The organism is Saccharibacter sp. 17.LH.SD (assembly GCF_009834805.1).
Classification (GTDB): Bacteria; Pseudomonadota; Alphaproteobacteria; order Acetobacterales; family Acetobacteraceae; genus Saccharibacter.
Genome location: NZ_WVHO01000010.1, coordinates 129,543 through 143,339 on the forward strand (window position 1 = coordinate 129,543; position 13,797 = coordinate 143,339).

The following is a 13,797-nucleotide window of genomic DNA, read 5'->3' on the forward strand; positions in this document are numbered from 1 at the left end:
CCATAACGCAGTATATTCACCTTTTAGACGACGACCGAAATTGGAGTGACGCGTAAGCATGTCAGAGACCCAAAACCAGCCGGATCCCTCTTCCGTCAATGCAGAAGAATATGGCGCATCTTCGATCTCGGTCTTAAAAGGGTTAGATGCTGTCCGTAAGCGCCCCGGCATGTATATCGGTGATACGGATGATGGTTCTGGCCTTCATCACATGGTTTTTGAAATCATCGATAACGCGGTGGACGAAGCCCAAGCCGGCTACGCAACCTATTGTATTTTAACCCTGAATGGTGATGGTTCCATTTCCGTACGTGACAATGGTCGTGGTATTCCCACCGACATGCACGAAGAGGAAGGAATAAGCGCGGCTGAAGTCGTGTTGACCAAGCTTCATGCGGGCGGAAAATTCAACCAAAATTCTTACAAAGTTTCAGGAGGGTTACACGGCGTCGGTGCAGCTGTTGTCAACGCCCTGTCTGAATGGATGGAAGTGCGCATTTGGCGCCAAGGCAAAGAGCACGTTATCCGCTTCCAACATGGGGAGCGCGATGAAGCGCTCCGTATCGTCGGACCATCCTCAGAAGAAACCGGCACACTTGTTACCTTTAAACCCAGCCAAGAAACATTCACAAAAGTAGATTTTGACATCGCGATCCTTGAGCGACGCGTACGTGAACTCGCGTTTCTTAACTCTGGAATGGAAATTATTCTGCGTGATGAGCGCAGCAGTGAACCTAAAGAGACCATCTTCCATTATGAGGGCGGCCTCAGCGCCTTTGTCCAATGGCTTGATAGCTCAAAAACCTCTTTGCTGGACCCACCCATCACGGGTGAAACATATGATGAAGCAAGCGGCATTCGCGTAGAATTCGCTCTAAGCTGGAATGACAGCTATCACGAGACGATGCTCTCCTTCACCAATAATATTCCACAACGCGATGGTGGGACACATCTTGCTGGCTTCCGGCAGGCCCTCACGCGTTCTGTGGGAAAATATGCAGCCCAGAGTGCAAAAAAAGATAACGCCCTCACAGGTGAAGATATGCGTGAAGGCATGACCGCTGTTTTGTCAGTGAAGGTGCCTGACCCTAAATTCTCATCACAAACCAAAGACAAACTCGTTTCTTCCGAGGTGCAGCCCGTTGTCCATACGGTTGCTGCCGATATGATCAGCCATTGGTTTGAAACGCACCCTAAAGAAGCGCGTATTATCGTTTCTAAGGTGATGGATGCGGCCAATGCACGCGAAGCTGCCCGCCGCGCACGCGAGCTTACACGCCGTAAAGGTGTTTTGGATGTCTCATCGCTTCCTGGAAAATTAGCAGACTGTCAGGCACGTGACCCTGCCGAAGCTGAAATTTTCATCGTAGAGGGGGATTCCGCTGGCGGGACGGCCAAGCAGGGGCGTGATCGCCGTTTTCAGGCGATCCTCCCATTGCGCGGGAAAATCCTCAATATTGAACGGGCCCGCTTTGACCGTATGCTCGGCTCTGCTGAAATCGGCACGCTCATCACCGCTTTAGGAACGGGGATTGGCCACGGGCCGGTTGAGCAAGGCGGCTTTAATCTTGAGAAACTGCGCTATCATAAAATTGTTATTATGACAGATGCAGACGTTGACGGCTCTCACATCCGTACCTTGCTGCTCACATTCTTCTTCCGTCAAATGCCGGAATTGATCGATAGAGGGCATCTCTATATCGCTCAGCCGCCTCTTTATCGTGCCAAACGCGGTCAGGAAGAGCGTTTTCTAAAAGATGACGCAGCCCTTGAAGCCTATCTGTTAGATAAAGCGCTCCATCGCGCCTCTTTAACCTATTCAGATGGACGCGTTTTAGAAGACGACGCACTTATACAGAATATTCAATCCCTCATGCCGATCGCGCATAGCCTTCGCACATTGTCAGCACGCATTCCGCTCTGGGTTGTCGAGCAGGCAGCGATTGCCCGCATGTTGGATACAGATCGCGCTGCACGCGAAGCGCACCTCTCAGACTTCCAAAGACGGCTTGATGCCGCATCGGCTGAGAATGAGCGTGGCTGGAAGGTTTCGTTCACAGAGCAAGGCTTTAGCTGTGCACGGTCACTACGCGGAGTTGGAGAGCTTTATACTTTTGAAGGGTCGCTCTTACGCTCACGTGACGCCCGTCTGCTTAATCAGCAAGGCGAGCGCCTCGCACGTGATTTTGGCCAACCTGTGATACTCACAATCGACCAAAAAGACTCAGCCCTCCCAGGGCCGGGCCTTCTGGTTGAACATATCTTAGCCCAGGGCCGCCGTGGGTTGGCGATCAACCGCTTTAAAGGTCTGGGGGAAATGAATGATGAGCAGCTGTGGCACACAACGTTAGACCCAGCGACACGCAGCCTCCTTCAAGTTCATGTTGGTGATGTTGAAGATGCTGGTAAGGTTTTCTCAACCTTAATGGGCGACGTTGTTGAACCTCGTCGTGAGTTCATCATTGATAATGCATTGAAGGTCGCTAATCTTGACGTGTAAACGGATATTTCCGCGCTTCCTCAGTTGGAAAACGGCTTTCTTGTGCCTCGGTGTCTCCATAAGCAGCTTATGCGCTCGTCCCGTTTTGGCGCAAGAGACACAAGCCACCCCCTCTGCACAAGAGGGGCAGACCAACCTACGTTATGCAGTCATGATCCATGGATATCATGTGCTTGATGCTACGGCTTCATACGCCATGCGCCCTTGGGGATATGGGGGTACCACCCATCTTTACACCGTGGGGTTAGCGAGCTGGTTTCTTACGGCGAACCTCACCTCAACGGTGGAGGGACGCTTTGATGGTGACAAAGCCATCCCGCTGAGCTTTGACAATCAAGGCTATTCCCGCGGGAAAGAGCGTCACGCACATTTGACGTTTGATCAAGCTGGCCCGCATATCACGGCACTTACCCCCATTGATGATGACCGAGAGCCTCTGCCGAAAGAGGAGCTTTCCTCCTCTCTTGATATGCTCAGTGCCCTCGCAGCACTTTTGCATAATCTTGAACATCATGCGTCATGCACGATGGCAGGAAATGTGTTTGACGGGCTCCGCCTGTTCCATATTGATGCACAAGGTCCGCATCAAGAATCGATCCCAGAAGGGCGTAATCCGTATTATACAGGGACAGCCTTCCGCTGTGATTTTTCTGAGCGACAAATTGGTGGTTTTGTAAAAGGCTCTCATCATAAAGCCGAACAAGCCTCTCCACACCCTGGTACAGCATGGCTCAAACGCCTTGATAATGGGCAAGTTGTCCCTGTACGTATTGAGCTACAACATCCTAAATTGGGTAAAATGGTGTTTGTCCTTCAATCACTTGCCTACCAACCGTAAGTATGAACGGATTTTTGACGTATTTCTCTCGTTAAGGTAACCCAGAGGAAAACTGGGGTGGAGTAGCCATGACATCGACGACCACAGCCGTCATTCTCGCTGCCGGGATGGGAACGCGTATGCGTTCGCGTATGCCCAAAGCATTGCAGCCCTTGGCCAATCGCCCCATGATCCAGCATCTCATCGCAGCCGCTGAAACGGTTTTTGATTATATTATCGTCGTTGTCGGGCCTGATATGCCTGAGCTTGAAAAAGCCGTTTCTCCCCATAAAACGGTCATTCAACGTGAACGTCTCGGCACAGGCCATGCGGCCTTAACCGCTATTTCATCGGTGAAGGAAGGAGAGGTTGTTTTCCTTTATGCAGACAATCCACTTTTAACACCACAAACCATGCAGCGCCTGCTTAAGGGCCGTCATGAGAAAGGTGTTGTCCTGACATTACTCGGGATGCGCCCTGCGGATCCGGCTCAATATGGTCGTCTCATCACACATGAGGATGGTTCCGTACAGCGGATTGTTGAATATAAAGATGCTTCCCCTTCAGAGAGGGCCATCCCACTCTGTAATGCAGGCATGATGTGCGCTGACAGTGCATCTTTTCAACGTTGGTTGTCTGAAATACGCCCGAATAATGTTCAAGGAGAATATTACCTCACAGATATTGTTGAATTTGCTGCTCGGGAAGGGCGCGTTCATTGCATTGAAGCGGATGAAAAAGAACTCGCTGGGGTTAATTCTCGCGTGGAACTCGCACGCGCCGAAGCCACATTGCAAGAGCGTTTCCGCCTCAACGCTATGGAAGCAGGGGCTACACTCATTGACCCCGCCTCAACCTTTCTCAGTGCTGATACGCAAATTGACCCTGATGTGATCATCGAACCAAATGTCTTCATCGGGCCTGGTGTTGTGTTGAAAGAGGGCTGCACAATCCGAGCCTTTTCCCACTTAGAACGTTGCGTCGTGGGAGAGGAAGCCATTATCGGGCCATATGCCCGTTTGCGGCCTGGCACGCATTGCGAAAGTAAAACCCGTGTTGGAAATTTTGTTGAACTCAAGAACACAACCCTTGGGGAAGGCAGTAAGGCAAACCATCTATCATACCTAGGGGATACCTCCATCGGAAGAGACGTCAATATTGGGGCAGGGAGCATTACATGCAATTATGATGGCGTCTTCAAACATAAAACAACGATTGGAGACCGATCATTCATCGGCTCCAACAGCCTCATGATTGCCCCCATATCCATTGGGAAAGAAGCGCTCATTGCAGCGGGATCCATCTTAACCAAAGAGGTTCCAGCCCGAGCCATGGCTTTTGGCCGAGCCAAGCAGATAAACAAAGAAGAACGTGGTCTTGCCTATCAACAGGCACTTAGAGCGAAAAAGGAACAAGGCTGATGTGTGGGATTTGTGGCGTAGTTGGACACCGTCCTGCAACACCCATCGTGTTCGAAGGTTTACGTCGTTTAGAATATCGCGGTTATGATTCAGCAGGGATCGCGACACTGGACGCCCAACAGCGTATCACGCGCTGTCGTGCTTCGGGCAAGTTGGACAATCTTGCAGAAGCCCTAAAAGAAACACCCTTAACGGGCACAACGGCGATTGGTCACACACGGTGGGCTACGCATGGCGCGCCAACCACCAATAACGCCCATCCTCACAAGGCGGGGAAGGTGGCGATTGTCCATAATGGCATTATCGAAAACTACGCTGAACTCCGTCAGAAATTACAAAAAAATGGGCGTGAGTTCAAAACAGAAACAGATTCTGAGACCGTCGCCCATCTTCTTGATGAGGAATTAAAACGCGGTTTGTCACCCAAAGATGCCGCTTATGCGACCATACGCCAACTCGAAGGCGCTTATGCAGTCGCTATGATTTTTGAAGACCATGAAGGACTTCTGATTGGTGCACGTCATGGGGCCCCTCTCGCGATTGGCTTTGGCGAAGGGGAAATGTTCCTCGGCTCAGACAGTCTTGCACTCGCACCATTGTCACAACGCATCACCTATCTCGACGATGGTGATTGGTGTGTGCTGCATGCCGATAGTGTAACGATCTATGATGCCACAGGGTCTGAAGTGCAGCGCCCTGTCCAAACCGTCGCTCTTACGGCGGGTCAGATTGGTAAAGACGGCTATCGTCACTTCATGGAAAAAGAGCTGCACGAGCACCCTGTCGCCATTGGGCAAACTTTGCAACGTATGATGGACCCCGTCACGCGCCGCATCACTCTGCCTGATATGCCATTTGATCCTGCTGACCTCCCACGCGCGACCATCACGGCCTGTGGGTCTGCTTTTTATGCCGGTATGGTCGGACGTTATTGGTTGGAATCTTTAGCGCGCCTGCCGGTCGATATTGATGTCGCCTCTGAGCTGCGTTATCGGAATCCACCTCAGCCCAACCAAGGAATGGCGCTGTTAATTTCTCAGTCTGGCGAAACAGCCGATACACTCGGGGTATTGCGCGCGTTAAAGGCTGAAAATCAACGTATCGTCTCTATCCTGAATGTAGAACAATCAACCATGGGACGTGAGAGTGATTTAGTGCTCGGCATGGTGGCAGGGCCTGAAATCTCCGTCGCTTCGACCAAAGCTTTCACCGCACAGCTTTCCGTTCTCGCAGCCTTGACCATCACATTCGCCCGTAAACGAGGCACACTTGATGAGGCTCAAGAGCAAAAGCTCACCCAGAGCCTGCTTGATCTCCCATCTCATGCAGCAACGGTGCTTGGGCTATTTGACGCCATCCGCAAAATGGCTCGTATTATCGCACAAGCACGTGATGTCCTGTATCTTGGCCGTGGTATTTGCATGCCCATCGCACAGGAAGGCGCCTTAAAGCTCAAAGAAATCAGCTATATCCATGCTGAAGCCTATGCGGCTGGAGAGCTAAAACACGGCCCCATCAGCTTGATTGACCCCAGCGTACCTGTTGTTGCCATCGCACCATCGACGATTTTGTTTGAAAAGATGTTGTCCAACTTGCAGGAAGCCAAAGCACGTGGGGGGCTCATTCTCGCTTTCACCGATGCACAAGGGGCAAAACGGCTTGAGGGCATTGCGGACCATATGGTTGTGCTGCCAGATGTTGATGCTTTTGTTGCGCCTATTTTATACACCATTCCCGTGCAAATTTTGGCCTATGAAGTCGCCCTTCTTAAAGGCACAGATGTCGACCAGCCTCGCAATCTCGCTAAATCTGTCACGGTAGAGTAACACGATCGGGAGATTTATACCCATGCAGCATGGCCAGACTACCTCACAAGCCCATCACGCTTTTGATACGTTTCTGCGCCATGCTGGCTTTGAAGGGGATGTTGGGCGAACACAAGCAGAACGCCTTATTGCCGCAACAGATAACAGCGTTTACCAGCAAATGCCGGCCTTGGTGGTGTATCCACGCCACCACGATGACCTGGTGAAAGTTGTCCAAGCTGCGCAGAAGACGCACCTGCCTATAGCCCCACGTGGTGGAGGTACAGGGACAAACGCTCAGTCCCTCACCAGTGGTGTCATGGTTGATCTCTCTCGTTATATGGACCGCATTATAAGGTTTGACGCAGAGACTGAAACTGTTCGTGTGCAGCCCGGCGTCATTTTGTCGCGTCTCAATGCCTTCCTCAAACCTTATGGCGTCTTTTTCCCGCCCATGGTCTCCACAGCTAATCGAGCAACGATTGGCGGGATGATTGCCACAGATGCGTCAGGGAAGGGATCACGCCTTTACGGAAAAACATCCGATTATATTGAACGAATGGATGTTGTTCTATCAGATGGCACCTCTTTTGAAGCACGTCACTTTAGCGCCAATGACGTGCCAAAGACCTTAGAAGGAGAGGGGCTGGCTGCCCGGGCTTGCCGAGAAATTTACCGCGTTGTGAGTGAGCAACAGGCTGAAATTGAGCGCGTTTTCCCTAAGATGAATCGTGGGCTTACGGGCTATAACCTCAAAAATATTCTCATGCCTGATGGCAGCTTTAACCCAACGCGCCTTTTAGCAGGGTCTGAAGGGACCCTTGCCCTCACCAGCGAAATTGTTTTACGCGTCAAAAAGCTTCCCCGTTACCGACGTCTTCTTGTCATTCGCTATGATGACTTTGACGCAACCTTGCGCCATGTGCAACAACTTCTTCCCGCCCATCCGCTCGCGATTGAAGTGCTTGATGACCGTTTGCTTGAAACAGCACGCGATGATGTCTCATGGGCGCAATTTAAGGATGTTCTTGATGAACAAACGGACCGTCCCGTTCGTGGTATCAATTTTGTAGAATTCGTCGGAGATGATGACCGCCTACTAGCCCAACATATTGAAGACGCACAAAGTCTCTCTCGCAACGCGCATATCATTGACTGTCATCCAATCGAAGATGCTTCTCTCATCGCTCAGTTATGGGAGCTCCGAGCAAAGGCGGTCGGGTTGCTTGGTCGGCCTCGTGAAAACAAACAAGGTGTCCCTTTCATTGAGGATACCGCTGTCCCACCAGAAAATCTTGCTGATTATACAGCCGAATTTCGCCACATATTAGATGATTATCACCTTGATTACGGCATGTTCGGCCATGCCGATGTCGGGTGCCTTCACGTCCGGCCGTTTCTCAACATGCTCGACCCGAACGACCAACACCGTATTCGGGCTATTTCAGATAAAGTGGCCCATCTGACACACCGCTATGGTGGGCTTTTATGGGGAGAACACGGGCGCGGGGTGAGGGGAGAATTTTCTCCGCTTTTCTTTGGTCCAACTCTTTTTGCCGAACTCTGCCACATTAAAAAAGCTTTTGATCCGAAGGACCTTTTTAATCGCGGGAAACTTGTTCCTGTAGAAGATCATTCCGTTATAAAAATAGATGAACTTCCTTTCCGTGGTTCGTTCGATAAGCAAATTTCTGCACAGAACAAAGAACATTATGAAAAAGCCATTCTCTGCAATGGCAATGGCGCCTGTTTTAATCAAGAACCCACCACAACAATGTGCCCGTCTTATAAGGCCACGAAAGACCGTCTCCAATCACCCAAAGGGCGGGCTGCTCTTTTACGTGAGTGGCTGCGCCTTTCATCTTTGCCCGACGCACAAACATCACCCGAGAAAAAACAGCTCGGCAAAGCCCTTAAAAAAACGTTTGATAGCTGCCTCGCTTGTAAAGCGTGTGCCTCTCAATGCCCAATACGTGTCGATATTCCGTCATTACGGTCTCATTTTTTACATGATTATTACCATGCTCGTCTGCGCCCATTGCGCGACTATCTCGTTGCCTCTCTGGAGCCCTTACTAAAAATCGGGCGTCTCACCCCAGGGCTTACCAATTTTTTGATGCATAACCCACTCTCACGCCGTGTTCTCACTGGGGTAGGGCTGGTTGATCTCCCCACGTTACGCCCCACACATTTTCCAACATCTCAACACGTCACATCGTCATGGCTCTCTCAACCGTCCGAGAAAAAAATTGTCCTCCTTCAAGATAGCTTCACGGGGAGCTTTGATGGAGGCGTTCTTCATGATGCCTATGCACTGTTTGCAAAACTTGGCTATGACATCCGCGTGACGCCTATATTGGATAATGGTAAAGCCCAGCATGTTTTAGGCTTTCGCAGGCTTTTTGCCTCAACGGCACGGCATATTCTTTCCGCGTTACAGCCAATAGCCTCTCGTGGAATTCCGATTATCACGTTAGATGCGGCAACGGGCTTGATGTTCCGCCATGAATATCGTGAGATTGACCCCACGCTTTCGTGGAACGTCCTCGCCCCTGAAGAGTTTCTTCATGCAGAAATTCAGGAAGAGAAGGTCCATTTTTCACCATCCTCTACACAAATCGCATCACTCGACTTCCTACCACACTGTACCGCTAAAGCCCTCACACCGGAAACCACAACTCATTGGACACACGTGATGACACATTTCGGGATCGCTCTGACGAGTAAAGCAACAGGCTGTTGCGGTATGGCCGGTCTTTTCGGCCATGAGCGCAATAATGCCCCTCTCTCTAAGAAAATTTTTCAAGACAATTGGGAAAATTTTGTCACCAAAACAGTGACAGCTGGCGGCTTCTCGTGCCGGTGCCAAACAAAGCGCTTTACTGGGCAGACATTATTGCACCCCATTCAAGCCCTTTATCAACATATCCAAAAATCACCCCCAACATAAGGACACATCATCGAGGCTGGAAAATACCTATATGAGTAATTAGAATATTTTTGTTAGCCATCTGATATAATTAGACTTACAATACGGCAAGCGGCATGAGATTGATAAGAATCTGAGGGGACATAATGGAAACAGGGCTTGCAGCTATTCTTCTAACGCTGATGTTCCTGCTTCTTTTGGTTAGTCTCATTCAGCCACTTGCCAAAAAGCTTAAGCTTCCTGACACCGTTCTCATTGCTCTCGTTGGTATTGGTCTAGGTGGAGCCGCGGCCATCATTACCAATTCGCTGGGGCTAGATCTATTAGAAGGCCCTGCGGAAACCCTCACATCATTTCCTATCAATAGCGAAGGGTTTTTGCTCATTTTCTTGCCTATCTTGGTTTTCCAAGGAGCAATGAATATCAATGTACGCAGCTTAGCCCATGAGATCGCTACAGTTTTACTCTTGGCCGTTGTGGCTGTCATTGCGTCTACGGCCACCATTGGGTTGGCTCTTTTCCCCTTTGCGCAACAAAGCCTCGCTGTCTGTCTTTTGTTGGGAGCGATTGTTGCAACGACGGATCCTTCTGCTGTTTCGGGTATTTTCCGCGAAATTGGCGCTGCCGCACGCTTAACGCGTTTGGTTGAAGGGGAGGCACTCTTTAACGATGCAGCGGCCATTGCGATTTTTAGTATTCTCGCCGCCGCTATCACCGCCCATCACCCTGTCAGCCCACAAGAAGCCATCATAAACTTCCTTACGGAATTTGCAGGCGCTGTCGTCGTCGGGGTAACCGTTGCTCGCCTGACCCTGTTACTCATTTCAACGATGAGTGGCTTCCCGGCTGCAGAAATAACATTAACCCTTGTTCTGCCTTACGCCGTTTATATTCTATGTGAAGATGTTCTCGGGTTTTCAGGCGTCGTCGCCACAGCGACAGCAGGGCTTACCGTCTCTGCTTATGGGCCTTCTACATTCCGCCCTCAAGTTTGGCGCTTTCTGCATGAGTTATGGGAGCAGCTTGTTTTTTGGGCTGGCTCTCTCGTCTTTATCCTCGCTTCGATGCTGGTCCCTCGCATGATGTTTGGCATGACACGCTGGGACTGTGTTTTAATTTTAATCGCCAGTGTTGCAGGGTTAGTCGCGCGATCAGCCATTATTTTCGGCCTTTTGCCTATTCTCAGTATCACCCGTTTATCTCCCCCAGTGCCGACCCGTTTCAAAGCGACCATGGCATGGGGTGGACTGCGCGGAGCTATTACGCTTGCTTTGGCTTTAGCGGTTAATGAAAACCCGTATATTAATGAATCGATTACCCATTTTATCGGGATTGTCGCTACAGGGTTTGTGCTTATTACATTGCTCGTCAATGGCACAACCTTACGCTCTTTAGTGCTTTTCTTGCGTCTTAATCGTCTATCTCCCATTGACGAAGCCATACGTCACCAAATTATCGGGATTGGGTTAGGGCACGTTGCTAAACGTGTTGAACAAGTTTCCGATGAGCTCGGCTTTAACAAACGTACGCGTTATGGTGTCATCAGTCGCATTGAACGACGTGCCGAAAAAGAAAAAGAAGCTAATAATTTTGAAGCCGCCTTAACAGATCGAGACCGTGTTCAAATGGCGCTTATTACCATCGCCAACCAGGAACGCTCACTGCTGCTTGATCTCTTCCGTGTGCAGGGAATGTCAAGCCGACGTGTGATGGAAATCCTCCTCCGCACCGCTGAAGCCTTGGTCGATAGTGTGCAGAGAGAAGGGCGATACGGCTACGTGCGCGTCAGGAGAAAACGCCTCCAGCCGACCTATCGTTTCCAGATTGCTCAATTTTTACATCGCCATTTCCGGGTCGATCGGCCTCTCATGTTTTGCATGATGGAGCGTTTTGAAATGCTCATCATCGCCCACCTTGTTTCGACATCTCTAATGCGCTTCGTACGGGAGCGTATGGAACCGACATTAGGAGCACGCATTACCGAAATCGTGGCTGAAGTTCTCGGTCGACAACGTAAATTACTTGATGATGCTCTCGAAGCATTACGCCTTCATTATTCTGGTTATTCTGAAGCGTTAGAAAGCCGTATTCTGCGCCAAATTGCTCTTCGGATGGAAGACGAAGAATATACAACGCTTGCAAAAGAAAATCTCATTTCTCAAGAGCTTCATCGTGAGCTCAACTCTACCATTGATCGGCATCGCACACGTTTGGAATCTCCCTTACGCTTTAATTTGCGCAGTGGCATTGAGCAGAGACTCAGAGCATTCCCGGCTTTCAACGGCGTTCCCGATGCCGCTTTGCATGACTTAGCGGGAAAGGTTTCTATGTGTTTCCTATCCCCAGGGGAAACGCTGATTAAAGCCAATCGGAAAATTCGCACGATTTATGCGCAAGTTGCGGGTTTGGTTGAATATCGTTATGAGGATCAAGATATTCAGCTTGGGGCAGGGGATCTTGTCGGAACCATGAGCCTACTCCAAGGCAATCATGCCCTTGCGACTGTTCATTCTCTCCAATTCTCACATATGCTGGCCATTCCTCGTGATGAATTTGAAAAGCTTATCAAGAAATATCCCATCGTCCGGCGGCAGGTAATCCAACGCCATCAACAACGGCGGCATGGCTTGCTCGAACCTAGCGTGGTGATTACCAGAACCGGGCATTCCATTCTTCCTGCCCATGATGCCGGCTTCATTGTTTCATCTTTATCAGATGATCGTTTTTGAAACCGGCTTTTGACAAGGGAGGCCTCTTACGCTTTTTCTTCAGTAGAGGTTAGGAGAGGGCGGAAGAGCAGGGTGCAGAAGATCATTATAATGGTCGCTACCGCGGCACAGCCCGCATGGATCAACCAGAATGCGATGTCAGAAATCTGATAGAATAATGTCGCAAGTTTCCCGACCATAATATTCGCGAAAAAGACTTGTGTCATATAAACAGCAAGCATGATGGTGGTTACACTTGCCGGTGCAACACGCGTAAAGAGCGCCATCCCAATTGGAAAAATCATCGCAAAAGCAATGTCATTAATCGTATGAAAAGCAAGCCCCCACCAAACACTCACATGATGCAGCCCAGGAGAGACCCAACTTCCAGCCGCTAAAAAGAGCGGCCCTAAGATACTTAGGGTGCCACCAATGATGATTTTATCAACCTCATAAACCGTCTTCTGAAATTTCTTCTCGTACCATTGCCAAAACCACAGAACGAGAACGGCCGTTACCGCACTGACAAAACTATCTAAGGCAATTAAATCACTGACAGGGAAGGTAAATCCACCAAAGGAGAGATCGTAATGCTGCTCACCCCAAAGGAGATATCCATCACTAATATCCTGATTAGGAATAGACCCCACTGCAAAGACAAGCACCAATCCGACGAGCAAAATGATTTTTTTCCAGTCTTTTTTGCTCAAGACAACCTTTGGAGTATCTGTTTTTTTATGGATGAGCTGATCTTTAGGGAGCGTATGACGCCAAAAAACATACCCTAAAAATCCAAAAACAGCCCCAGCGGCAGGGACAACAAACCCCAACCACCAAATATGTTTTTGTGCCGCAGCCCCACATAAAAGCGGAGAAATTGATGCGGCAACTTGAATCCCCAGCGTATAGAAAAGATACGCATCAGAACGCCTACGATCATCCAACGAATATAGGCCGCTTACTTGAACTTTAATACTGCCACAGCAGCCGACGCCTATCAAACTCAGCACGATACCGAGAACAAATAAAGGTCCAAATCCGATGAGACCAAAGCCAATTCCGGCCAAAATGATACCCATCAGAACAGTAGGGGTTTTTCCCAAAACGCGGTCAGCTAAAATACCCCCAAAAATAGGTGTCGCGAAGAGGAGGGCTTCATAAAGCCCCGTTAAACCACCCGCAACAGCCTTAAGGTCCACAGGGGCATAAAGCCATTGCACACCCTTTAAAACCGCAGAAAATCCCCAAATACGCGCTACATGTTCTGGTGTAAGCAAAAAATCTTGCAGATACAGGACAAGAATGGACAAAACACCATATTGCGCGAAAGCAATCCATCCTTCCGTCATACACAATACCCAAAGGCCTTTGGGATGCCCATAAAGTTCGTGATCCACAGTACGCTTTAAGCGCTCAATCGTGTCTACATGGGTGTGCGTCACAAAAACGAAACCTTGCTTAGAAGAGAACAAATTTTTGGAAGCCTTATTGTTGGCCGGAACTATCGGCTTATGCAATATTATAATATTTTATTTTCGAAACAAAAATCCTCAAAATCTATATCAGGAACAAAGCCAGAATATAATTGTGAGAGGCTGGATAAAAACAGGGGAAGTA

General features: G+C 49.5%; 7 protein-coding genes. 6 read left to right on the forward strand and 1 reads right to left on the reverse strand.

The window, feature by feature from the left end; all coding sequences use genetic code 11:
• Positions 1-58 precede the first annotated feature (58 nt).
• From gyrB to GS501_RS05260, 6 genes are all read left to right on the forward strand, one after another.
• Positions 59-2,500 carry a DNA topoisomerase (ATP-hydrolyzing) subunit B gene (gene gyrB / locus GS501_RS05235; protein WP_160830826.1) on the forward strand — a complete coding sequence of 814 codons (2,442 nt, stop codon included), beginning with the start codon at positions 59-61 and terminating at the stop codon, positions 2,498-2,500.
• Complete coding sequence (locus tag GS501_RS05240) at positions 2,490-3,338, forward strand: DUF3108 domain-containing protein (protein WP_160830827.1); 849 nt, start codon at positions 2,490-2,492, stop codon at positions 3,336-3,338. Before gyrB ends, GS501_RS05240 begins: the two co-directional genes overlap by 11 nt.
• A gap of 68 nt (positions 3,339-3,406) precedes the next feature.
• Positions 3,407-4,738, forward strand: coding sequence for a bifunctional UDP-N-acetylglucosamine diphosphorylase/glucosamine-1-phosphate N-acetyltransferase GlmU (glmU, locus tag GS501_RS05245; RefSeq protein WP_160830828.1), 1,332 nt, complete (start codon positions 3,407-3,409; stop codon positions 4,736-4,738).
• A complete protein-coding gene (glmS, locus tag GS501_RS05250) occupies positions 4,738-6,564 on the forward strand; it encodes a glutamine--fructose-6-phosphate transaminase (isomerizing) (protein WP_160830829.1) in 1,827 nt (608 codons plus the stop codon). Before glmU ends, glmS begins: the two co-directional genes overlap by 1 nt.
• Before the next feature lie 22 nt (positions 6,565-6,586).
• Positions 6,587-9,493, forward strand: a complete 2,907-nt coding sequence (locus GS501_RS05255) for an FAD-binding and (Fe-S)-binding domain-containing protein (RefSeq protein ID WP_160830830.1) — start codon at positions 6,587-6,589, stop codon at positions 9,491-9,493.
• A 125-nt stretch (positions 9,494-9,618) separates the two neighbouring features.
• Complete coding sequence (locus GS501_RS05260; protein ID WP_202405326.1) at positions 9,619-12,201, forward strand: cation:proton antiporter; 2,583 nt, start codon at positions 9,619-9,621, stop codon at positions 12,199-12,201.
• Positions 12,202-12,227: 26 nt separating this feature from the next.
• Here the strand turns inward: GS501_RS05260 and GS501_RS05265 are convergent, their stop codons facing one another.
• Complete coding sequence (locus GS501_RS05265) at positions 12,228-13,622, reverse strand: MFS transporter (RefSeq protein ID WP_160830831.1); 1,395 nt, start codon at positions 13,620-13,622, stop codon at positions 12,228-12,230.
• Between the last annotated feature and the right edge of the window lie 175 nt (positions 13,623-13,797).

Bases quoted from the DNA above. Each gene is read 5' to 3' on its own strand.
- GS501_RS05255 (WP_160830830.1), top strand. From the start codon at position 6,587: ATGCAGCATGGCCAGACTACCTCACAAGCCCATCACGCTTTTGATACG.
- gyrB (WP_160830826.1), top strand. From the start codon at position 59: ATGTCAGAGACCCAAAACCAGCCGGATCCCTCTTCCGTCAATGCAGAA.
- glmS (WP_160830829.1), top strand. From the start codon at position 4,738: ATGTGTGGGATTTGTGGCGTAGTTGGACACCGTCCTGCAACACCCATC.
- glmU (WP_160830828.1), top strand. From the start codon at position 3,407: ATGACATCGACGACCACAGCCGTCATTCTCGCTGCCGGGATGGGAACG.
- GS501_RS05260 (WP_202405326.1), top strand. From the start codon at position 9,619: ATGGAAACAGGGCTTGCAGCTATTCTTCTAACGCTGATGTTCCTGCTT.